This is a genomic window from Pseudonocardia lutea (genome assembly GCF_042658055.1).
Classification (GTDB): domain Bacteria; phylum Actinomycetota; class Actinomycetes; order Mycobacteriales; family Pseudonocardiaceae; genus Pseudonocardia; species Pseudonocardia lutea.
Genome location: NZ_JBHSQK010000007.1, coordinates 245,738 through 267,425, shown reverse-complemented (window position 1 = coordinate 267,425; position 21,688 = coordinate 245,738). Strand labels below are relative to the sequence as shown.

General features: G+C 71.3%; 18 protein-coding genes. 12 read left to right on the top strand and 6 right to left on the bottom strand.

From position 1 onward, the window contains the following. Nucleotides 1–153: 153 nt before the first annotated feature. Both ACFQH9_RS04265 and ACFQH9_RS04260 read right to left on the bottom strand, forming a co-directional pair. Nucleotides 154–993, bottom strand: coding sequence for a hypothetical protein (locus ACFQH9_RS04265; protein WP_379564388.1), 840 nt, complete (start codon nt 991–993; stop codon nt 154–156). A 32-nt stretch (nt 994–1,025) separates the two neighbouring features. Further along, entirely contained in the window at nt 1,026–1,871 is an 846-nt protein-coding gene (locus tag ACFQH9_RS04260; protein WP_379564386.1) for a helix-turn-helix transcriptional regulator, read from the bottom strand. A gap of 184 nt (nt 1,872–2,055) precedes the next feature. Here ACFQH9_RS04260 and ACFQH9_RS04255 point away from each other — a divergent pair, with 184 nt between their 5' ends. Together ACFQH9_RS04255 and ACFQH9_RS04250 are read left to right on the top strand one after the other, a co-directional pair. Then, complete coding sequence (locus ACFQH9_RS04255) at nt 2,056–2,976, top strand: aldo/keto reductase (RefSeq protein WP_379564548.1); 921 nt, start codon at nt 2,056–2,058, stop codon at nt 2,974–2,976. 117 nt (nt 2,977–3,093) lie between these two features. Next, nucleotides 3,094–4,002: an IS5 family transposase gene (locus tag ACFQH9_RS04250; protein ID WP_379564384.1), complete on the top strand. Its 909-nt coding sequence runs from the start codon at nt 3,094–3,096 to the stop codon at nt 4,000–4,002. A 128-nt stretch (nt 4,003–4,130) separates the two neighbouring features. On the opposite strand, the gene ACFQH9_RS04245 is transcribed toward ACFQH9_RS04250, so the two are convergent. Next, nucleotides 4,131–4,529 carry a hypothetical protein gene (locus ACFQH9_RS04245; RefSeq protein WP_379564382.1) on the bottom strand — a complete coding sequence of 133 codons (399 nt, stop codon included), beginning with the start codon at nt 4,527–4,529 and terminating at the stop codon, nt 4,131–4,133. A gap of 566 nt (nt 4,530–5,095) precedes the next feature. On the opposite strand from ACFQH9_RS04245, the gene ACFQH9_RS04240 reads away from it, so the two are divergent. Next, nucleotides 5,096–5,482, top strand: a complete 387-nt coding sequence (locus ACFQH9_RS04240; protein WP_379564380.1) for an ATP-binding cassette domain-containing protein — start codon at nt 5,096–5,098, stop codon at nt 5,480–5,482. Nucleotides 5,483–6,222: 740 nt separating this feature from the next. On the opposite strand, the gene ACFQH9_RS04235 is transcribed toward ACFQH9_RS04240, so the two are convergent. Then, on the bottom strand, nt 6,223–7,095 hold the full coding sequence (locus tag ACFQH9_RS04235) for an oxidoreductase (RefSeq protein WP_379564378.1): 873 nt from the start codon (nt 7,093–7,095) through the stop codon (nt 6,223–6,225). Between the two features lie 284 nt (nt 7,096–7,379). On the opposite strand from ACFQH9_RS04235, the gene ACFQH9_RS04230 reads away from it, so the two are divergent. Further along, entirely contained in the window at nt 7,380–8,759 is a 1,380-nt protein-coding gene (locus ACFQH9_RS04230) for an MFS transporter (protein WP_379564376.1), read from the top strand. Nucleotides 8,760–8,804: 45 nt separating this feature from the next. On the opposite strand, the gene ACFQH9_RS04225 is transcribed toward ACFQH9_RS04230, so the two are convergent. Then, complete coding sequence (locus ACFQH9_RS04225; RefSeq protein WP_379564374.1) at nt 8,805–9,716, bottom strand: LysR substrate-binding domain-containing protein; 912 nt, start codon at nt 9,714–9,716, stop codon at nt 8,805–8,807. A gap of 233 nt (nt 9,717–9,949) precedes the next feature. Here ACFQH9_RS04225 and ACFQH9_RS04220 point away from each other — a divergent pair, with 233 nt between their 5' ends. The 4 genes from ACFQH9_RS04220 (at nt 9,950) to ACFQH9_RS04205 (ending at nt 13,991) form a co-directional block, all read left to right on the top strand. Then, nucleotides 9,950–11,170, top strand: a complete 1,221-nt coding sequence (locus ACFQH9_RS04220; RefSeq protein WP_379564372.1) for a CaiB/BaiF CoA transferase family protein — start codon at nt 9,950–9,952, stop codon at nt 11,168–11,170. Continuing rightward, complete coding sequence (locus tag ACFQH9_RS04215) at nt 11,170–11,958, top strand: enoyl-CoA hydratase-related protein (RefSeq protein WP_379564370.1); 789 nt, start codon at nt 11,170–11,172, stop codon at nt 11,956–11,958. The genes ACFQH9_RS04220 and ACFQH9_RS04215 overlap by 1 nt, the downstream gene beginning before the upstream one ends. A 7-nt stretch (nt 11,959–11,965) precedes the next feature. Beyond that, nucleotides 11,966–12,793, top strand: coding sequence for an enoyl-CoA hydratase-related protein (locus ACFQH9_RS04210; protein ID WP_379564368.1), 828 nt, complete (start codon nt 11,966–11,968; stop codon nt 12,791–12,793). Between the two features lie 106 nt (nt 12,794–12,899). Continuing rightward, nucleotides 12,900–13,991 carry a purine-cytosine permease family protein gene (locus ACFQH9_RS04205; RefSeq protein ID WP_379564366.1) on the top strand — a complete coding sequence of 364 codons (1,092 nt, stop codon included), beginning with the start codon at nt 12,900–12,902 and terminating at the stop codon, nt 13,989–13,991. A gap of 37 nt (nt 13,992–14,028) precedes the next feature. On the opposite strand, the gene ACFQH9_RS04200 is transcribed toward ACFQH9_RS04205, so the two are convergent. Next, complete coding sequence (locus ACFQH9_RS04200; RefSeq protein ID WP_379564364.1) at nt 14,029–15,849, bottom strand: helix-turn-helix domain-containing protein; 1,821 nt, start codon at nt 15,847–15,849, stop codon at nt 14,029–14,031. 222 nt (nt 15,850–16,071) lie between these two features. Between ACFQH9_RS04200 and ACFQH9_RS04195 the strand changes: the two genes are divergently transcribed. The 4 genes from ACFQH9_RS04195 (at nt 16,072) to ACFQH9_RS04180 (ending at nt 21,688) form a co-directional block, all read left to right on the top strand. Further along, nucleotides 16,072–17,061, top strand: a complete 990-nt coding sequence (locus ACFQH9_RS04195) for a cyclase family protein (protein ID WP_379564362.1) — start codon at nt 16,072–16,074, stop codon at nt 17,059–17,061. A 70-nt stretch (nt 17,062–17,131) separates the two neighbouring features. Beyond that, nucleotides 17,132–18,556 carry an amidohydrolase family protein gene (locus ACFQH9_RS04190; RefSeq protein WP_379564360.1) on the top strand — a complete coding sequence of 475 codons (1,425 nt, stop codon included), beginning with the start codon at nt 17,132–17,134 and terminating at the stop codon, nt 18,554–18,556. A gap of 16 nt (nt 18,557–18,572) precedes the next feature. After that, the gene (locus tag ACFQH9_RS04185) at nt 18,573–20,513 is read left to right on the top strand and encodes an acetoacetate--CoA ligase (protein WP_379564358.1); all 1,941 of its coding nucleotides are present in this window, start codon (nt 18,573–18,575) and stop codon (nt 20,511–20,513) included. Continuing rightward, complete coding sequence (locus ACFQH9_RS04180; protein WP_379564356.1) at nt 20,510–21,688, top strand: thiolase family protein; 1,179 nt, start codon at nt 20,510–20,512, stop codon at nt 21,686–21,688. The genes ACFQH9_RS04185 and ACFQH9_RS04180 overlap by 4 nt, the downstream gene beginning before the upstream one ends.

The following is a 21,688-nucleotide window of genomic DNA, read 5'->3' as shown; positions in this document are numbered from 1 at the left end:
CGTACCGTAACTCCGCATCGTTGGCGACGACGACCGAGAGGGCATCCGAGCATCGCCGCTGCGCCGGGCCCGCGTGACGCGAGCCCGCTACTCGTGCCGCTTCAGCGCGACCGCACACGCCGCGGATGCATGAATTTCGAGTCCGCCCGCACGTTACGCGGACTCGGAGCAGGAGGCCGGCCGCAGCCCGGCGTCGACACCCGCCGCAAGTTCGCACATCGACCAGAATTCGATAGCCATGTGGACCTTGTGTCCCTCGACGATCTGTTGCGGTGTCGTCGCCGGGTAGAGCGAGCCGAGTTTGACGGTAAAACCGTTCTCTAGCGGCTTGTACTGGTGGAATGCCAGGACGTTGATTTCGGTGCCGTCGCGGGCGAGGCTCGTCGAGCCGGCCGTGAGGATCAGATATCCAGCTGCCGGTTCGACGGGAACCGGGATGGCCGGGTCAGCAATGAGGTGCATCTCGGTCGGGGCGCCGTACATGCCGAATGTCTCCATCGCGTGCATACCGTCGCCTTTTTCTTCGATGAAGTAGTGGTCTGGGTTGAGCAAGGCGTAGTCGCGGCTCAGGCTCGCTGTATCTAGTGCGCCACGAAGCTCCTCGATGTTCAGCCCTGTCACTGTGACATCGGCGGTGGCGAACTGCATGGGAGCCTTCTTCCTGGGCCCCGCGTTCACCTCCTTCCACATTCTGTCGGATGCCCGCAACAGGTCCCTGTAAAGATGTGTGATGCCGTGGACCCCGTACGACTGACGTGCGGTGATGCAGGCTGTGCGGGCGTCGGCGGCGTTCAGGAAGTCGATTTCGTCGTGGGTGAGCCGGCCGCCGGCATGTTCGATGGTGGCTCCAAGCCTCTTCATTTCGTGCAGCACATGGCGATGGCGGTCGTACTCCACCATGGCGAGCTGGCTACAGGACCAGGGGCGGTTGTCGATCGAGCATGCGATTGCGATGTCGGCCATACGGAGGCCTTTTCTGATGCGCTTGTTCACTGAGTGGTGGTGGGCGACTTGCGCGCCCCGGTCTAGGAGGTCGTCTGGAAGTCCTGGGTGCCGATGACGCGCAGCAGTTCGAGCTTCTCGGCGGCGTCGGTGCCTTCGAGAGGGAAGAAGGCGAGGAGGTTGAGGTCGGCATCGGGGGTGAGCATGACCTCGCAGTGCAGCTCGATCGTCCCCACCTCGGGGTGAATGGTGCGCTTGAGGTCAGAACGGCGGACGCCGACCTCGTGCCGCTGCCACAGCTCGCGGAACTCGGTGCTGGCTTCGATCAGATCGTTCACCAGGGCAGTGACGTCGGCGTCGCCGCCGCGTCGGGAGTACGTGGCGCGCAGGTCGGCGACATGTACGGCGGCCAGACGGGCCCAGTCTTCTTCGGGGGCGTGGGCGCGTCCCGCCGGGTCGGTGAACATGCGCCAAATCATGTTGCTGTCGCGGCCGGGTGCTGTCTCCCCGTAGCCCAGCAAAGCAGTGAGCAGGGCGTTTTTCCACACGATCTCGCCGAGGTCGGTGTAGATGCAGACGGGCACGTCGTCGAGACGACTCGCGAGGGCAATGAGCCCTGGGCGTATGTACCGTCCGGCTCGGCGGGGAGGTGCCGAATATCCGGCGAGGTGGAGCAGGTGGTCGCGTTCGTCCAGATCACATCGCAGTGCACGTGCCAGAGCGGCCACGACGGATTCCGACGGGGTCGACCCGCGCTCCTGTTCGAGCCGGGCGTAGTGGTCCGTGGAGATGCCGGCCAGCTGCGCGACCTCTTCACGCCGCAGACCCGGTGTCCGACGGCGAGCACCAGCGGGCAGGCCGACGTCGGCTGGTCGCAGACGTTCCCGCCTACGACGGAGGAAGTCCGCGAGCCCGTGCCGATCGATCATTCCTCCACTATCGCCCGCGTCAGACTGGATAGCCAGGGAGGGCCTCTCCCTGGATACACCGGGCCTGGTCGGCGTACGCGCAGCCGGAGAGGCTGATGGCATGACCGATTCATCTTCCGCGACGCTCCACACCCGCCGCCTCGGCCACAGCGGCCCGGCCGTCTCCTCGCCTGGTCTAGGCTGCATGGGCATGTCAGGCGCCTACGGGCACACTGATGACGACAAGAGTGTCCGCACCATCCATGCCTACCTCGATGCCGGCGGCACGCTACTCGACACCGGGGACTTCTACGCGGCCGGCCACAACGAGCTCCTCGTCGGGCGTGCCCTGCGCGAGCGCAGCCGTGACGACGCCGTGCTCTCGGTGAAGTTCGGCGAGTTGCTCACCCCGGCCGGAATGCCGGCCGGGGTGAAGGACGCCCGCCCTGCTGCCGTGCGCAACTTCCTCACCTACTCGCTGCAGCGCCTGGGCACGGATCACGTCGACATCTACCGTCCCGCCCGGCTCGACCCCCAGGTGCCAATCGAGGATACGATCGGTGCGATCACCGAGCTGGTCGAGCAGGGATACGTCCGACACATCGGCCTGAGCGAGGTGGACTCCGACACCATTCGCCGTGCCGCGGCCGCAGCGCCGATCAGTGATCTGCAGATCGAGTACTCGCTGCTCAGCCGGGACATCGAGGACGACGTCCTCCCTGTCTGCCGCGAGCTCGGCATCGGCATCACCGCATACGGAGTCCTGGCCAAGGGCCTCATCGGAGGCAGCGGCGCGACCGGCGGCGCCTTGTCGATGATGCCGCGATTCCAGCCCGGCAACCGCGAGCACAACGACGCGCTGGTCTCCGCCCTGGCGGAGATCGCCGAGGCGAAGCACGCCACGCTTGCCCAGGTGGCCATCGCCTGGGTCGCTGCTCAGGGCGACGACATCGTCCCGATCATCGGGTCGCGGCGACCTTGGCAGATCGAGACTATGATCGCCAGCACAGCCGTCACACTCGACCGTGAGGACCTGGTCCGCATCGACGAGCTCATCCCGAAGGGGGCCGCCAAGGGCACCCGCTACCCCGAACAGCACATGCCGGATCTCGGCGGCGAAGGCTAGGACCTGTTTACGAAGTCGCCGAGGCGGGTCGCGGCGGGCGCGTGTCGCTGCCCGGGCATGAGTGAGGTCTCCGGTAGGTGATCAACGACCAAGAAGACCGCCCGCCCGGAGACCTCGTTGAGCAGCCTATCGATCGGAGCACGTAAGGACCTGACGGACCGGCAGTGGCGGATCCTGAAACCGCTGCTCCCGGCCCCGACGGGCCGAGGCTGGCCCCGGAAGTGGCCCCACCGCCAGCTGATCGACGGGATCCGGTGGCGCACCCGCGTCGGCGCCCCGTGGCGCGACGTGCCCGAGCGCTACGGGCACTGGCAGTCGATCTACTCGCTGTTCCGCCGCTGGCAGCGCCAGAACGTATGGACGCTGGTGTGGTCCACGCTGCTGGCCTGGGCCGATGCCGGCGGGTTGATCCGCTGGGACGTCTCGGTCGACTCCACGATCAACCGCGCCCACCAGCACGCCGCCGGGGCCTGCCGTCGCCCGCACGAGCAGGTCGAGCCGCCCGGCGACGAACCGGCCGATCACGGACTCGGTCGTTCCCGAGGTGGCTGGACGACGAAGATCCACCTCGCCTGTGAGCAGGGCCGTGGCCCGCTCGCAGCGCTGGTCACCGTAGGTCATCGCGGTGACTCGCCGCAGTTCATCCCCGTTCTGGACTCGCTGCGGGTGGCGAGGATCGGGCCGGGACGTCCTCGGACCCGTCCAGACCGGGTGCTCGCGGACAAGGCCTACTCGTCGCGGGCCAACCGCGCCTACCTGCGCGACCGCAAGATCGCCGCAACGATCCCGATCAAGGTCGACCAGCAGGCCCATCGGCGCAAACGCGGCTCGGCCGGCGGGCGTCCACCGGTCTTCGACGAGCAGATCTACAAGCAGCGTCACGCGGTCGAGTGCGGCATCAACCTGCTCAAACAGCACCGCGCGCTCGCCACCCGGTACGACAAGCTCGCCCTGCGCTACGAGGCCACCCTGCACATCGCGACGATCAACATCTGGCTACGTGCCCTCGCCGCCCAGGGTTTCTAAACACGGCCTAGTCCGCAGGCCTGGAGGGAGCGAGGGGGCCGCGAGGCGGAGGAGATCGTTCGCCAGGTCACGCGCATCGGGCCTGAGCCAAGAGAGTCTCCGGCGTGGGCCCGACGACTGCTCGCTCGTCACCTTGCGGCGGAGGTCCTTGGGAGTTCGGGCCCGGTCTCTGGCGCACCGTCATCCGCGTCCGCACGGACAGCCTTCTCATGTCGATCGACTTCGGCTGCAGCTGGCCCACCACTTGCGGCGCCGATCGCTTCCAAGAGGCCAGGGCCGACCTCCCAGCCAATCAACAGGAGCGGCCCTACCGCGTCGAACGCCGCTTCAGCAAACTCGCCTGCGACCAGAGGCTCTGCCATGTTCAGCAAAAGCGTGACCACGCTTGCGAAGATCAGCAGCCGGCGAGCAGGCCGCAGAACCTCCGGCGAAGCACTGGTGAGCGCCAGGTGCCGCGTGCCGAGCAGAAGCCCGAGGATCGAGAGGTCAACCACAGGAGCCACCAGCGGCACGACCCAGGCAGGCACGCCGAGCCTAGCGCGAGATTGAGGACGTTGCCGAAGCTGAACATGATGGTGAGGCCGACGACGACGCCCATGATCACCGTAACAGCGTGAACCACAGCAACCCCGTCCGAACCTGTGATCGAGTCGACATAGCTGAACGACGGGTCATTGGCACCACCTGCTTCGACCCGCGTACGCCCGTGAGTGTCTCGCGTGGGATACCGCGTTCGCGGAGCTTGTTCAGCATGGTGGTGTGGTTGACGCCCAAGCAGGCACCGACTCGCGCTAGCGATCAGCCTCGGTTCTAAGAGGTGGTTGGCGTCGTCGACCTGATCAGGCGGGGCGCCGCGGCAGCGCATCGGCACACTGTGCTGGCGGAGAATGCTGTCGACCTTTCGCCGCTCGAGCCGAACCGGTCACAGAGTTCGTACACCGCGCGCCGGACCGGTAGTCGGCGATCAGCCGCTCGACCTGGTTGGAGCCGATGTGCCGGGCGCAGCGGGAACGGTCGCGCTAGATCAGCGTCGGCTCGGGCGGATCGAGGCTGGGAAGCCTCGCGCGGAGTTCTTCCGGCTCGCCGGGGAGGCGTGTTCGACGCCGCCGGAGGCGTGGACCTGCCGCCGGAGCGGTGCAAGATCGGGACGATGTTCCAGAACTACGCGCTCTGGCTGCACCTGAACGTCCGGCGCAACCTGGAGTTCCCGTTACGCGCCCAGAAGATGAAGGCCGAGCTCGCCGCCGGCGACGCGGTGCAGAACGCGGCCGGTCTGGTCGACTGCCTGCCCTACCTGCAGCGCTTCTCGGGTGAGCTGTCCGGCGGACAGCAGCGGGTCGCGCTGGCCCGCGGGCTGGTCGCGAAGCCAAAGTTCATGCTGTTCGACGAGCCGCTGAGCCACCTCGACGCCCTGCAGCACGCCAAGGTCCGGCACGACCTGCACGAGCTGCACCAGGCCGTCGGGTTCAGCGGCATCTAGGTCACCCACGACCAGAGCGAGGCCTTCGCGCTCGGCCGGCTCGCGCTCATACGCGCCGGCCGGATCGAGCAGATCGGGACCCCGCAGGAGATCTACGGTCGGCCGCAGACGGAGTACGCGCGAACTTGGTGGGGCTGTCCAACCGGCTCCTCGACGCCGTCGGTGCGGTGCACTGGGCCCTGCACGGCGGGCACGACCGCGAGATCCCGGTCGCCACGCGCGCCGACACGGACTCGCTCACGCTCCGGTTCCGCCCGCACGACGCCGACCTGCTAACCGACGCAGCCACCGGCTACCACGGGCTCGTGCTGGAGGGCCGCGTGGCGGGATCGGTCTACGAGGACCGCCACTACGACCTCAGCGTAGCCGCGGGTGCCGCCACGCTGAACGTCCACGCGGCAGCACCCGACGGGCCCCGTTCGGCCCCGGCGACCCGGTCCGGATTGGGCTGCGCTGGCGCAGCGGGTCCTGGTTCGGTAACGGGGTGCGGGTCGAGGTCGGAGCCCGCGCGGGCGCCGGCTTCGCCTGAGAACGCCCACGGAGGGACAGGCACCTGCATGAGGCGGTCATCGTCTCGACGGCCCGCACCCCTCCGGCCGGCCGGACGGTGCCCGGATTGTCGGCCACGCCCCTGCTTGGGGGCCGCCGCCGTGGGTCCCGCCACGTCGTCGTCACGATGCGCGTCGGGGACGGGATGGGGCGGCCGGCCCCTTCGGGATCCGGGCGCTCGCTGCATCCGCTCAGCTGGTGATCTGGACCCCGTCGGGGATGTCCGTGGTGCGGCTCAGCTCGGCCCAGCGTTCGATCTCCTCGTCGACCCCCTTGCGGGCGGTCCCGACGAGCCGCAGGGCGTCCGAGCCGAGGACGAGGTGGACCGGCGCGTCCGGCCTGCCGGCGATCGACAGGACGGCCTCGGCGGCCTTGGTGGGGTCGCCAAGCTGATTGCCGTGCGCGGCGAGGCGGTTGGCGCGCACCGGGTTCATCAGCTCGTCGTAGTCCTCGATGGACCGCTCGGTGCGCACCATCGAGCGGCCCGCCCAGTCGGTGCGGAAGGAGCCCGGTGCGATCGCGGTGACGGCGATCCCGAAGGCCTTGACCTCCTTGGCGAGCGTCTCGAGGATCGCTTCGAGCGCGAACTTGCTCCCGTGGTAGTACGCCAGGCCGGGGATGGTCATCAAGCCGCCCATCGAGGTGACGCCCATCAGGTGGCCACGGCGGCGCTCGCGCATGAACGGCAGGGCGGCTTTGAGCGTGGCGACAGCACCGTAGACGTTGACGTCGAACTGTCGGCGCAGCTCCGACATCGGGGACTCCTCGAGGATCCCCTCGTGGCCGTAGCCCGCGTTCGCGATCACGACGTCGATCGGGCCGACGGTCTCCTCGACCTCGGCGACGGTGGCGAACACGGCCTCGTCGTCGGTGACGTCGAGCAGCCGCGCGACGGCGGTACCCGGGGTGCCCTCGGCGGGCTTCTCGAGGGCCGCGGCGTCGTCCGGTTTGCGGACGGTGCCCACGACGGTGTGTCCGTCCTGCAGGAAGCGGGTCGCGAACGCCTGGCCGAAGCCGGAGCTCGCGCCGGTGATGAAGAAGATCTTCGGCGTCGTTAGGGCCATGACCCCAGCTTACGCAGCGTAGAGAAAAGTCAACGTGCTGTTGACTACAGGAGTGCGTCCGCGGCCGTACCTTTTGACCTGAGGTCAAGGCGTCCTGTCGGAAACGTCGATTGCGTCCGACCCGGAGCTGTTCCTACGTTCTCTGAGCGACGACTTCCCGGCCGGGTACTCGAATTTCCCGCACGCATTCCCGGGGCATCCGTCGGTCCTTCGTCCCGATGCGGGCGCCGTGGCCGGACCGCCCCGGCCAGATCATTGCAACGACGCACAGATTGGACATTGCGATGGCGGACACCTCACCGTCACCGGGCTCCACCGGGAAGCGGCTCGACCGGCGGGCGGTCGGACCGGCCGTGGTGATCGGCTCGGCCCTGGAGTGGTTCGACTTCTACCTCTACGCCTCGATGGCGGCGCTCGTCTTCGGGCCCGTGTTCTTCCCGGGCGAGAGCTCGGTCGCGGGCACCCTGGCCTCGATCGCGACTTTCGCCGTCGGCTTCCTGGTCCGTCCGCTCGGCGGCATCGTCTTCGGCCATCTCGGGGACCGGATCGGGCGCAAGAAGGTCCTGTCCCTGACGTTCCTGCTCATGGGCGTTTCCTCCGGCCTCATCGGGCTGATCCCGTCGTACGCCTCGATCGGCGTCTTCGCCCCGGTGCTGCTCGTCCTGCTGCGGCTGACCCAGGGACTGGGCGCCGGCGCCGAGTTCGGCAGCGCGGTGGCGGTCGCCTACGAGCACGCCGGGGTGCGGACCAGGGGACGGCTGGGCTCGTGGCCCGCGTTGGGCGTCAACATCGGGCTGTTCGTCTCCTCGCTGACCGTCACCGTGCTGACGACGACCAACCGCGAGTTCCTCCTGACCTGGGGCTGGCGCATCCCCTTCATCGCCAGCTTCGCGCTGGTCGTCCTCGGCATCTGGGTCCGGGCCCGCATGCCCGAGACCCCGGCGTTCGAGGCGGTCCGCCAGTGCGGCGCGGGCGACCGGCGGGCGCCGCTGCGCACCCTGCTCGCCCGTGACTGGCGGGGGCTCCTTGTCGTGGCGATGGTGACCGTGGGCTACCTCGGCTCGTCGTACCTGTTCAAGACGTTCAGCCTCTCGTACCTGACCGAGTTCCGCGGCGTCGCGGCCGGCGTCGGAGCGCTGGGGGTGACGCTCGCGAGCGCCGTCGCGATCGTGACCGTCCCGATCGCGGGTCGGCTGTGCGACCGCTTCGACTCCCGGCAGGTCCAGGTCGCGGGCGCCGCCGGCATCGCCGCGCTCGCCTTCCCGTTCTTCTGGGCCCTGGACACCGGCGCCCCCTGGCTCATCTGGGCCGTCCTCATCCTGGGCACCGGCGTGATCATGCCCGCGATGCTGGCGGCGTCCGGGTCGTTCTACGCAGGGCAGTTCCCCGCCGAGGTCCGCGCGAGCGGGCTGGGCACAGGCCGCGAGACGGGCGGCATCGCGGGCGGTCTGGCGCCGCTCCTGGCGTTCGCCCTCGTCGCGGTCATGCCGGGGAACGCCACCTGGGGGGTCTCGATCCTGTTCCTGGCGTTCGCCGTGCTGGTGGTCGTGGGGACCTTCTGGGACCAGCGGTCGCGGGTCGAGGACCGGGAACGGGCCCGGGGCCTCCCGGCCGCCGAGCCCGTTACTCCCGTCACCGCTGAACGGGGCAGCGACGCCGGATGACCGCCGCTGGATGACCGTGGCCGGACGGGCCCGCGCCCGCCCGGCTCAGCGGGTCCCGCCCGCCGGCCCCAGCACCTCGGGGGTCAGCCACGCGCGGAACACCCTGAGCTCGGCCGAGGGCGCGCGCCGCGTCGACCACACGACGTAGTACGTGTGGTCGCCGCGGTCGACCTGCGGCAACGGGGCCACGAGGCTGCCGGCGCCGAGCTCCCTGGCCACCAGCGCCCGCTGGGCGATCGCCACCCCGTGGCCCTCGATGGCGGCCTGGTAGGACAGCAGCGAGGTCTCGTACTTCATGCCGGCCCACGCGTCGACGCCGGGGACCGACGCCGAACGCAGCCACACCGACCAGTCGTCCGGGCGGGCCAACGAGTGCAGGAGCGTCTCCGAGGCCAGCCGCTGCGGCCACGCGACCTCCGACGCCGCGGCCCGCTCCGGCGACAGGACGGGCACCAGCTCGTTGGGGACGAGCCGCTGGCACTCCACCCCCGGCCAGGCCCCGTCACCCAGGGTGATCCCGGCGTCGACGTCGCCGCGCTCGAGGTCGAGGGGCTGCGAGGATGTGGTCAGCTGCACGTCGATGTCCTGGTGGGCCTGGTGGAACCCCGCGAGCCGGGGGATCAGCCAGCGGACGGCGAACGTCGCGGGCGAGACGATCCGCAGCTGCCCCGAGCGCCCGCCGCCGGAACGGACGGCGTCCGTCGCGTCCCGGAGCGCGGCGAATAGGGGTCCGAGCTCCGCCAGGTAGCGGGCGCCGGCCGCGGTGAGCTGTAGGCCGCCGTGGACCCTGTCGAACAGCGCCACGCCGAGGTGGCGCTCCAGCGCCCGCACCTGCCGGCTCACCGCCGCCGGTGTCACGACGAGCTCCTCGGCGGCGCGGCTCACGCTCAGCAGGCGACCGGTGACCTCGAACACGCGGGCTGGATTGAGCGGCGGCAGCTCCCCGCGACCCGCCATGGACCGACTCCTCCCGACAGCGACCCGAGGACGGCTCGAGGATAGCCCGCCTCGCGCGGGCCGCCGGTCGCCACCGGCTCCGGGCCGGTCGTCCGGCGCCGTTGAGCTCTGGTCAACCCGTACCCCAGCAAAGGTCGATTGTCCGCCGGTAGGTTCGGTTCCTAAGCTCGACCCACGGCGGTCCGGAATGGTTTCCCGGTCCTTCCCACTTCGAATCGAGGGCGACGAGAAGTATGCTGCAGGAAAGTCTGCGCGGTATCCGCGTACTTGATTTCACCCACGTGGTGGCGGGCCCGGTCTGCGCGATGACATTGGGCGACCTGGGCGCCGAGGTCATCAAGGTCGAGCCGCCGGGTGGCGAGCGCGGCCGCCGGATCGGGCCGCCGTGGCAGCACGGCGAGAGCGTGATCCACCTCAGCGTGAACCGGAACAAGCGCAGCATCGCGATCGACCTGAAGTCGGAGCGCGGCCGGGCCGTTGTCCGCCGGATCGCCGGCGAGGTCGACGTCGTCGTCGAGAGCTTCCGGCCGGGCGTCATGGACTCCCTCGGGCTCGGTGCGGCCGATCTGCGGGCCACCCACCCCGATCTCGTGTACTGCTCGATCTCGGCCTACGGCCAGACCGGCGAGGCACGCGACAGGCCGGGCGTCGACGGGGTCATGCAGGCGGTCACGGGGCTGATGAGCAGCCTCGGCGAACCGGGTTCGGGCCCGTCCAAGGTGCCGGTCCCGGTCGCGGACATGGTCACCGGGCACCTCGCCACCGTCGCGGTCCTCGCCGCATTGCACCAGGTCCGCGACGGGGCGGGTGGGCAGCACCTCGACGTCAGCCTCTACCACGCGACCGTGCTGCTCCAGCAGATCGGCTTCGCCTCCTTCCTCGCGTCGGGCCGAGAGGCCGACAAGCTCGGCAGCGGAGCGCCCTACGCGGCGCCGAACGAGGCGTTCCCGACGGCCGACGGGCACGTCATGCTCGCCGCCTACGACCCCGACCGCTGGTCGGCCCTGTGCGCGGTCCTGGGGGTGCCGGTGCTGCGCACCGATCCGCGGTTCGCCACGAACGACGCGAGGGTGGCCCATCGCCCGGCACTGCGCGTCGAGCTGAGCCGCCGCCTGGTCCGGCACCCGACGCGGTTCTGGCTGCCACTGCTCGCCGAGCGTGACATCCTCTGCGCCCCTGTCGCCTCCTACTCCGATGTCGTCGCCTCGCCCGAGTACCGGGCCAGCGGCCTCGAGACCGAGGTCGAGCACCCGATCGCGGGAAGGGTCCGGATGCCCGGGTTCGCCCTCGGCCCGTCGCACCCCGCGCCCCGCCCGTCACCCCCGCCGACACTCGGCCAGAACTCCCTCGAGGTGCTGGCAGGCTTCGGGTTCACCGCGGAGGAGCAGGCGTCGCTGGTGGACTCCGGTGTGGTGCGGACGGCCCCGGAGCCGGTGCGGGCGGAGGCGGTCTGATGGGCGGGATCGAGACCCACGGTCCGGTGACCGTCGAGCGGACCGGCCGGGTCGCGCTCGTCCGGCTCGCGTCGGCGAACCCGCTCAATCCGCTGTCCGACGAGGTCGTCGGGGCGGTGGGCGAGACCGTCCTGGCGATAGAGGCGGACCCTGGGATCCACGCGACCGTCCTGACCGGTTCCGAGAGGGCGTTCGCCGCCGGCGCGGATGTCACGGAGATGGCGCCGCTCGACTACGCGGGCGCCTTCGGCGGGGACGTCATCGGGCGGGCGTGGGACGTGCTGTGCCGCCGTCGCAAACCCGTGGTCGCCGCGGTGCGGGGCTTTGCGCTGGGCGGCGGGTGCGAGCTCGCCATGCTGTGCGACGTCGTCGTCGCCGGTGAGGACGCCACGTTCGGCCAGCCCGAGATCGTGCTGGGCATCGTGCCCGGCGCCGGCGGCACCCAGCGGCTGCCCCGCGCCGTCGGCAAGTCCCTGGCGATGCAGATGTGCCTGACCGGCGACCCGATCACCGCCGACCAGGCCCTCGCGGCCGGTCTGGTGTCGGCCGTCGTGCCGGCTCCCGAGGTCGTGCCCACCGCGCTCACCCTGGCGGAACGGATCGCGCGGCACTCGCTGCCGGTGATCCTCGCAGTCAAGGAAGCAGTGGACCGCTCCTTCGAGTCCTCGCTCAGCGAGGGCCTGCTCTTCGAACGCCGTGCCTTCCACGCCGGCTTCGCGCTGACCGACCAGAAGGAGGGCATCGCCGCGTTCCGCGAGCGGCGCCGTCCGGACTTCACGAACCGATGAGGAACCCATGACCACGACAGCTCTCGACCACCTGCCCGAGACCGCAGGCGACTTGGTGCGCGCGGAGCGCGTCGCGGGCGTCCTGACGCTGACCCTCGACGCGCCCGAGACGGGCAATGCGCTCGACGTCGCGATGAGCACGGCGCTGGCCGACGCCCTCGAGGCCGCGGGCCGCGACCCGGAGGTCCACTGTGTGCTGATTCGGTCGTCGGGCCGGCACTTCTGCACGGGCGGCAACGTCAAGGACATGCGCACCGGCGCGGACCTGATGGCGGGCTCGGTCGCCGACGTGCGGGCGCGGCTGAGCTCGAGCCTGCACCGGATCACGCGAGCGCTGCACGAGCTCCCGGTGCCCTCGGTCGCGGAGGTCGACGGGTCCGCGGTCGGTGCGGGCTGCGACCTCGCGCTGATGTGCGACCTGCGGATCGCGGGGGAGCGGGCGGTCCTCGCGGAGAGCTTCCTGCGTCTGGGGCTGGTGTCCGGGATCGGCGGCGCCTGGTTCCTGAGCCGGCTGGTCGGGCCGGCGAAGGCCCTCGAGCTGACCTTGACCAGCGAGTTCATCGACGCGCCGAAGGCGCTCGAGCTCGGCCTGGTCTCCCGGGTGGTGCCGAGCGAGGAGCTCCCGGCGGCGGCGCGGACGCTCGCCGCCTCGATCGCGGCGACGCCGCCGCAGGCCCTGCGGATGGCCAAGCGGCTGGTCCGCGAATCGGCCGAGGCGTCGCTCCCCGCGGCGCTGGAGATGGCCGCATCCATGCAGGCGATCCTGCTCGGCGGTGCCGAGCACAAGGCGGCCGTGTCGGCGTTCCTGGAGGCCCAGGCCTCCCGTCGGTCCTGAGCGACGCCGCACGCCGCCGAACCCGGAGCCGGCTGTCGTTGTGCCACGGCACAGCGACAGCCGGCCCCGTGGTGTCGGGGAACATGGTGCCAGGCTTCCGGCGTCGGTGACCATGCCGGGGCGTGGTGGCGGGTCGGATGGGTTCCGGCCGGCCCGCTACCACGATCACCATCGCGAGGCGGCGCTACACCTCGAGCCCGCTCCCGGGAGCGCGGTCGCGGGCCCGGGCTGGCTGTTCGCGTTCAGCGTGTTCATGCGCGTCTGGCTGATCATGTTCTACACCGTGGACTTCGCCAGGCTCGGCCGCCCGCGCGACGTCCGGGTCAATGGTGTCGTCACGTTCGGACCGGTGTTCTACCTGGTCACCATCCTCGGCAACGCGTTGGTCGGGATCTTCCTGGTCGGGACCCTGCCCTCGTCCGGGCCGGTCAGCGAGTCGGCGCTGGTGGTCGGGATCGTCCAGCTGATGGGGATCTGGGGCATGATCTTCATCCTCGCCACCCAGACGAAGATCAACAGTGCGAACCTCTACCTCGCCTCGACCAACCTCGAGAGCTTCTTCTCGCGGGTGTTCGGGGTTCGGCTGCCGCGGTGGGTCTGGGTGCTCACCTCCGGTCTGGCCTGCTACCTGTTCATGCTCACGAACGTCTTCTCGTTCCTGCTCGCCGCGCTGAACTACCAGGCCGTGGTGGTGGTCGCCTGGATCGCGATCGCGTTGACGGAGTTCGGGTTCCGCCGGGTCCGGCGGGAGGGTCCGCTGGAGTTCCGGCCCGGCCGGGTGCCGGGGGTGAACGGCCCGGGTCTGACCGCCTGGACCGTCGCGAGCGTGGTCGGCATCGTGCTGCTGGCCGTCTCTCCGGTGGTCGCCGCGACCTGGGCCCCGCCGCTGACCTTCGTCGTGGCGGCCGCGGTCTACACGGCCCTCCGAGGGCTGCGCGGCAACCCGACGGACCGGCTCGTGCGCCCGGGTGACCCGCGCGACGAGGTCGACGACGTCTGGGCCGAGCGCGTGCGGTGCCACGCCTGCACGAAGTCCCAAACCGCAGTCGAGGTCGATCGCGACCCCACCGCCGGACACGAGGCGATCTGCGCCGCATGCGCGTCGAGTGCCGCGTTCGTGGCCGCGGCCCGGCACGAGGCCGCCGGCCCGCTGCCGGCGACCCGGCAGCCGGGCGGTCCGGAGGTCCCCGTGTCGTGACCGCCCTGAGGGGCGGCGCTGATCCCGGCGCCGCCCCTCAGGACGGCCGGGGAACCCCGCCGCGGATCTCGTCGACGACCAGGGCCAGCTGCAGCGTCATCAGGTCCGCCGGGCGGCCCAGGTCCAGCCCCGCCGCCCCCGCCGCGCGCTTGAGGCGGTAGCCGACGGTGTTGGGGTGCACGAACAACCGCCCGGCCGTCTCCCGGTTCGACATGTCCGCCGCGAACCACGCCCGCAGGGTGGCCACCAGGTCGCTCTGCCGGGTCCGGTCGAGCTCGGCGACGGGCCCCAGGGTCCGCTCGGCGAACCGGACCAGGCGCTCGGTCGTCCCGGACTCGAGCAGCAGGCCGTGCACTCCGAAGTCCGCCAGCCGGACGATCTCCGGCGAGGCCGGGGTGACGAGCCGGGCGGCGTGGAGCGCGACGGTGAGCTCCTGGCCGACGTCGGCCAGCTCGACCTGCACCGCCCCCACGACGCAACGGGCCCGGCCGCCGGTGACCTGCCGGGCGCGCTCGACCAGCGACGGCAGCAGGGCGCGTCCCCGGCGCCGGTCCCGCAACGGGTCCGCGGCGGTGTGCAGCAGCGCGACCACGGCGTCGCCGACCGCGCCGACCACCGGCCGCGGGCGGATGTCGCGGGCGGCGTCGAGCAGGGCGGCGGTGAGCCGGCCCGGGTCCGGCCGGGCGCCCGGGGACGGGTCGGTGACCTGCACGAACACGGCGAGCTCGTGGCTGCCGCGCGGATCGTGCCCGAGCGCGGCGGCCCGGGCCATCACGGAGTCCGCGTGCACCATCGCGGCGGGCGAGAGCAGGTCCGCGAGCAGGTCCTTCGTCAGCCGGGCCTCGGCCTCGGCCCGCCGCTCCAGGCGGCTCCGCTCCAGCGCGATCAGCAGGGCGCAGCCCTCCATGGCACGCCGTTCGTCGTCGTCGAAGGGGGCGGCGGGCCGCAGCCCGCCCGACGTGGTGCGGCGCACCCACATCCGCGCCCGCGGGGAGGTCGAGCCCGGGATCGGTACCAGGCAGACCGGCGTGTCCGCCTGCCCGATCTCGGTCGCCCGGCCCGCGTCGAGCACCTCGGTGAGCCGAGCCCGGCCCCCGGCCCCGCCCTCGAACACGTCACGCTGCACGGTGGCGTCCGCGGGCGACGCGGCGAGCGCGGTGCCGTCCTCGTCGTCGATGGTGATCTCGGCGTCGAGCCGCCGGGCGAGGAACGCGGCGATGCCGGCCAGGCCCACATCGGTCAGCAGCAGCCGGGTCAGCTCCTGCTGGAGGTCCCGCAGCCGGGCGACCGTCGCCTGCTGCGCCCGCAGCTCCTCGTTGGCCTCGGACAGCGCACCGATGGCCGCACGCTCGCGGTCGCGCCGGCGCGCGGCCACGATCGCGGCCGCGGCATGGTCGCTGAGCAGGGCGAGCTGGTCGAGAGCTGCGGTGTCAAAGGCGCGCTCGGAGCGGGTGTAGCCGGTGAGGGTGCCGATCGGGGACTTGTCGGTCGTGCGCATGGGGGCGGCGACCACGGCGCGCAGGCCCTCCCGGGCCATGTTGGCCCGCCACCGGTCCAGCCCTGGCTCGTTGAACACGTCCTCCACGAACACCGGGCGCCCGGTGAGCGCGGCCCGTGCGGTGGGCGGGCCGGTCCGGGCGGTCGCCTCGTCGAGCCGCATGGGCTCGACGTTGGTGCGCTCGATGTAGCCGGGGGAAAGGCCGTGCGAGCCGTTGATCCGGAAGGTCCCCGACGGTGGGTCGAGCACGTAGACCGCGCACTGCTGCAGGTCGAGCAGCTCGCACGCCTGGCGGGCGATCAGGGCGAGCACCTGGTCGAGGTCGTGCTCCTCGTTGATGGCGCGCAAGCTCTCGGTCATCGCCTCCATCCACCGGGGCAGACGCGACTCCGGTGGTTCCAGCGCTGTCCCGTCCACAGGATCTCGCCCCCTCGTCGTCGACTGCCCCGACCATGCCTCCCAGGCATTGTGGCGGCCACAACTCGGGAAGGCATCCTTTGTGAGCCCATACATGGACCGGGTCGCGGTGGCCCCGCAGGATCGAGAGTCGAGAAGGACCGCCGCCGCGCGAAGGAGCCTGGCTTGTCAACGCACGTCGAAACCGTCCGGGTCCCGGCCGAGGTGCCCGAGGGCACCGACCTGCTGAAGGACTACATCTCGCGGTTCAGCAACTGGGGCCGGTGGGGCGACGACGACGAGATCGGCACGTTGAACTTCGTCGGGGCGGAACAGATTCGCGCCGCGGCAGCGTGCGTCCGTAAGGGCGAGGTCGTCCCCCTCTCCCTGCCGTACGACCAGGATGGCTGCCAGGACGGCGGCTTCCGGCAGAATCCCCAGCTCCTGGTCAAGGCCTCCGGCTCCGACTACGCCGCCGGTGCGCAGGAGCAGACACCTTGGGGGCCCGGCAAGGGGTTCGGCTTCTCCGACGACGTCGTGGTGCTCCCGACCCAGGCCGGGACGCAGTGGGACTCGTTGTCCCACATCTTCTACGGCGGCAGGATGTACAACGACCGGCCTGCGGCGCTCTCGACCTCGCAGGGGTCGAGCCGGAACGGCATCCAGGCCGGGATCACCCGGTACGTGATGCGCGGCGTGCTGCTCGACGTCGCCCAGTGGGCCGGTCTCGACAGCCTCGAGCCGGGCCACGCGGTCTCAGCGGCCGAGCTCGACGCCGTCGCCGCGGCGGAGGGCGTCGAGGTCCGCCGCGGCGACGCCGTACTGGTGCGCACCGGGTTCCTGGGCGCGCGCCGCGACGCCTGGGGCGACTACGCCGGCGGCCCCGCTCCGGGGCTCTCGCTGCACACCGCGCCGTGGCTGTACGAGAAGGAGGTCGCCGCCGTGGTGACCGACACCTGGGGCGTCGAGGTGCGCCCCAACGAGATCGCCCAGATCCAGCCCCTGCACACGGTCGCGCTCGTGCACATGGGGCTTGCCCTGGGTGAGATCTTCGACCTCGACGCGCTCGGCCGCCACTGCGCGGACGACGGCGTGTACGAATTCCAGTTCGTGGCTCCGCCGCTGCCGATCAGCGGGGCCTCGGGATCGCCGCTGAGCGGGCTGGCGATCAAGTAGGCCTGCTGGGCCTGCGCAATCGGGCAGACCGGATACGACGACGTACCGCAACCGATGGATGGAGACACACATGGGCACGCGCACCCTGATCAAGGGCGGTCACGTGGTGACGATGGACCCGGGGCTCGGGGTCATCGAGGGAGGCGACGTCCTCCTCTCCGATGACGTGATCGCGGCCGTCGGCCGGGACCTGCAGGCGCCCGACGCGACCGTGGTGGACGCGACGGCCCGGGTAGTCATCCCCGGCCTCGTCGACACGCACCGGCACACCTGGCAGACGCAGATGCGCGCCATCTGCGCCGACATGAGCATCAGCGGCTACATGAACACGCTGCGCATGGCGATCTCGCCGAACTACACCGCCGACGACGTGTACGTCGGCAACCTCGTGGGCGCGCTGGAAGCCGTCGACGCGGGGATCACCACACTGCTGGACTTCTCGCACTGCAACAACAGCCCCGGTCATGCCGACGGTGCTATCGGTGGGCTGCTCGACAGCGGCATCCGCGCCGTGTTCGCCTACGGCTTCTTCGACTCCGCGCCGCCGGAGGTGGGCTACGCCGACCACGCCCAGCGGGTCAAGGACTACCACCGGCTGGTCCGCGAGCACTCGAACCAGTCACTGGTGCGTGTCGGCGTCTCGGTTAACGAGTTGGGCTTCGTCCCGTTCGACCAGACCCGGGCGGAGATCGGTGCGGCCCGCGAGGAGGGCGAGATCATCGCCTTCCACACGGCCTGCTTCTTCGGCACGCCCCTGTCGAACGGGATCAAGGACCTGCACGCCGCGGGCCTGCTCGGGCCGGACCAGGTGCACATCCACTGCGTGGCGCTCGACGAGCAGGAGTGGGCGTACCTCGGCGAGGCGGGCTGCAAGGTCTCCATCGCCGCGGAGACCGAGATGAATATGGGCATGGGCTGGCCGGCCATGGCCGAGTGCCGCCAGCACGGCATCAAGCCCACCCTGAGCTGCGACATCATCTCGCTCAACTCGGGCTCCCTCGTCCCGCAGATGCGGCTGGCCATCGCGGCGGACCGGTTCGCGCAGAACGACCCGATCAACCGGGCCGGGCGAATGCCCGAGTCCCTGCAGACCTCCGTGCACGACGTCCTGGCCTGGGCGACCATCAACGGGGCCGAGGCCTGCGGGCTGGGAGACGTGACGGGGTCGCTCACCCCGGGCAAGAAGGCTGACGTCGTGATCGTCGGCAACCCGCTCACGTTCACCGGCCAGCCCTCGGTCGATCCGGTCGGAGGAGTGGTCTTCCAGTCGACCCCGCAGGACGTGCGGGACGTGTGGATCGACGGCAGGCACGTCAAGAAGGACGGTGTGCTGGTCGGCGTCGACCTCCCGGCGCTGTTCGCCCGCTCGAAGGCCTCGACCGACGAGGTACTGCGCAAGGTCCACCGGGACTTCCCGGTGCTTCCGCCGCAGGTGGAGGGCAGCCGCTTCGCGGAGCGGGAGAAGGCCGCCCAGGACAACATCAAGGCGGGCTGAGGTCACTGTGCCGAACGTGCTCTGGCGTCCCGACCCCGCCCGGCTGCGCGACGCGGCGCTGACTCGCTTCGCCGCGGCGGCCGGGCGGGCCGGGTCGACCTACGAGGAGCTGTGGGGCTGGTCGGTCGACGACCTGGAGGGCTTCTGGTCGCTGGCCGCCCGGTTCCTCGGGGTCCGCTGGCACACCGAGCCCTCCGCCGTGCTGGGCTCGCGGGCGATGCCGGGCGCGGAGTGGTTCACCGGTGGGCGGCTGTCGTTCCCCGAGCACGTCCTCGCGGGGCGGGACCCGCGCGCGGTCGCGGTGCGGTTCCGCTCCGAGGCGGGCGGGGACGGCTCCTGGACTTGGGGAGACCTGCGCCGCGAGACCTCCCGCATCCGGCAGGGTCTGGCCGCCCATGGCGTCGGCGCAGGTGACCGGGTGACCGCCTACCTGCCCAACATCCCGCAGACCCTGGCTGCGTTCCTGGCCACGGCGTCCCTCGGTGCGGTCTGGTCAGCCGCCGCCCCGGAGTTCGGGGGGGACGCCGTGGCCGCCCGGTTCGCCCAGATCGAACCGACCGTGCTGCTGGCCGTCGACGGCTACCGCTACAAGGGCCGCGCCGTCGACCGCGAGCAGGAGGCCCGGGAGATCGCCGACCGCACCGGCGCCCGCCGGATCCGCTTCGGCCTGCTCGACGGCTCCGGCTGGGAGGAGGGGTTCGGCGGCGGCCCCGCGGAGCCGGACGGGCTCGAGTTCGCCGACGTGCCCTTTGACCATCCGCTCTGGGTGCTCTACAGCTCCGGCACCACCGGCCCGCCCAAGGCGATCGTGCACGGGCACGGCGGGGTGCTGCTGGAGCTGCTCAAGACCGCCGTCCTGCAGCTGGATCTCCGGCCCGAGGACCGCTTCGCCTGGTACACGACCACCGGCTGGGTGATGTGGAACATCCAGCTCGCCCCGCTGCTCGCCGGTGCGTCCGTGGTGCTCTACGACGGCCATCCCGGCGGGGACGCCTTGTGGGACCTCGCCGCGGACAGCGGCATCACGGTGTTCGGTGCGAGCGCCGCCTGGCTCGACGCGCAGCGCCGGAACGGGGCTCGGCCGCGGGCGGGTCGGGACCTGACGTCCCTGCGCACGATCGGGTCGACGGGATCGCCCCTGCCGGCCGAGTGCTTCGACTGGGTCTACGCCGAGTTCCCCGCGCACACCTGGCTGGTGTCGATCAGCGGCGGAACAGACGTCGTCACGCCGTTCCTCGGGCTGGCCCCGACGGTCCCGGTGTACCGGGGCGAGCTCGGCCCACCCGCGCTCGGTGTGGACCTGCAGGCCTGGTCGGCCGACGGCCGGCCGCTCGTCGGCGAGGTCGGCGAGATGGTGGTTGCGGCGCCGATGCCCTCGATGCCGCTGGGGTTCTGGGGCGACGACGGCAGTGAGCGGCTGCGCACCAGCTACTTCGAGCGGTTCCCGGGCGTGTGGGCGCACGGGGACTGGCTGGAGCTCACCCCGCGCGGCACGGGGATCATCACCGGCCGCAGCGACGCCACGATCAACCGGGGCGGCGTGCGGATCGGCACCGGCGAGATCTACCACGCGCTGACTGCCGTCGCCGAGGTCACCGATGCGGTGGCCGTGGACGTCCCGCGGCCCGGTACGCACGGGGCGATTGTCCTGTTCGTGGTGCTGGACGGCGTGCCGCTCGACGAGGCGCTCGAGGCACGCATCCGCGCGGCGATCCTCCGTGGCTGTTCGCCGCGGCACGTGCCGGACGACATCCTGGCCGTCGCCGACCTCCCGCGCACCTCGTCGGGGAAGAAGCTCGAGGTGCCGATCAAGCGCCTGCTCATGGGCGCGGACCCGGATTCGGTGGTCAGCCGGGGCAGCCTGGCCGATCCCACCGCGATCGATGCGGTCCTCGCCGCGGCTCGCGGCCTGATCCCTACGACCCCACCTCCCCGTACCGATCTGGAGATCACATGAACCGTGACGTCGTCGTGGTCGACGCCGTGCGCACCGCCATCGGGCGCGGGCACCCGGAGAAGGGGGTGTTCCGCGATCTGCATCCGCACGACCTGCTCGGCGCGACCTATCGGGCCGTGTTCGACCGCACCGGGCTCGATCCTGCACAGGTGGACGAGGTACTGGCGGGGTGCGTGCAGCAGATCGGGGTGCAGGGCGCCAACGTGGCCCGCAACGCCTGGCTGCACGCCGGCCTGCCCGTAGAGGTCCCGGCGAGCACCGTCGACACCCAGTGCGGCGCCTCGCAACAGGCTGTCAACCTGGCGGCCTCCCTGATCGGATCCGGTGCGCGGGACATCGTGCTGGCGGCGGGCGTCGAGCACATGGGGCGCCTTCCGTTCGCGGCCGGTGTGCGCGTGCAGGAGGAGTACGGCGACGCGGTCACCCCCGAGATCATCGACCGGTACGGCCTGGTCAAAGCGCAGAACCTGGTCGGGCAGGGCCCGTCCGCGGAGCGGATCGCCGCGCGCTGGAAACTCTCCCGCGGCGAGCTCGAGGACTGGGCGGTCCGCTCCCACCGGCTCGCCGATGCGGCGACCCGAGCGGGCGCGTTCGACCGGGAGATCGTGCCCGTGGAGGCCGGTGGCGCGCTGGTGCGCACCGACCAGGGAATCCGGCCGCAGACCACCCGCGAGAGCCTCGGCGCCCTGCGCCCGGTGTTCGCCGACGACGGCGTGCTCACCGCCGGGACCTCGTCGCAGACATCCGACGGTGCGGCCGCGGTCCTGCTGATGGGCGCCGACACTGCGCGCGAGCTGGGGCTGCGCCCGCGGGCCCGGATCCGTGACCACCTGGTGCAGGGCGACGACCCGTTGATGATGCTGACCGCGCCGATCCCGCTAACCCGCCGGATGTTGGGACGCAACGGGTTGACCATCGACGATCTCGACGTTGTCGAGATCAACGAGGCGTTCGCGTCCGTCGTCGGGGCCTGGCTGCACGAGCTCGGCCCCGAGCCGGAGCGGGTCAACCCGCGCGGCGGCGCCATCGCCCTCGGCCACCCGCTCGGGGCCTCCGGCGCCCGGCTGATCACCACCCTCGTCCACGAGCTCGAGGACCTCGACCGTCAGCTCGGCTTCCTGACCATGTGCTGTGCCGGCGGCCTGGCCACCGGCACCGTCCTCGAACGACTCTGA

Coding starts and splice junctions, on each gene's coding strand:
- ACFQH9_RS04190 (WP_379564360.1), top strand. CDS start 17,132: ATGGGCACGCGCACCCTGATCAAGGGCGGTCACGTGGTGACGATGGAC.
- ACFQH9_RS04215 (WP_379564370.1), top strand. CDS start 11,170: ATGGGCGGGATCGAGACCCACGGTCCGGTGACCGTCGAGCGGACCGGC.
- ACFQH9_RS04255 (WP_379564548.1), top strand. CDS start 2,056: ATGGGCATGTCAGGCGCCTACGGGCACACTGATGACGACAAGAGTGTC.
- ACFQH9_RS04220 (WP_379564372.1), top strand. CDS start 9,950: ATGCTGCAGGAAAGTCTGCGCGGTATCCGCGTACTTGATTTCACCCAC.
- ACFQH9_RS04225 (WP_379564374.1), bottom strand. CDS start 9,716: ATGGCGGGTCGCGGGGAGCTGCCGCCGCTCAATCCAGCCCGCGTGTTC.
- ACFQH9_RS04260 (WP_379564386.1), bottom strand. CDS start 1,871: ATGATCGATCGGCACGGGCTCGCGGACTTCCTCCGTCGTAGGCGGGAA.
- ACFQH9_RS04200 (WP_379564364.1), bottom strand. CDS start 15,849: ATGACCGAGAGCTTGCGCGCCATCAACGAGGAGCACGACCTCGACCAG.
- ACFQH9_RS04210 (WP_379564368.1), top strand. CDS start 11,966: ATGACCACGACAGCTCTCGACCACCTGCCCGAGACCGCAGGCGACTTG.
- ACFQH9_RS04235 (WP_379564378.1), bottom strand. CDS start 7,095: ATGGCCCTAACGACGCCGAAGATCTTCTTCATCACCGGCGCGAGCTCC.
- ACFQH9_RS04230 (WP_379564376.1), top strand. CDS start 7,380: ATGGCGGACACCTCACCGTCACCGGGCTCCACCGGGAAGCGGCTCGAC.
- ACFQH9_RS04180 (WP_379564356.1), top strand. CDS start 20,510: ATGAACCGTGACGTCGTCGTGGTCGACGCCGTGCGCACCGCCATCGGG.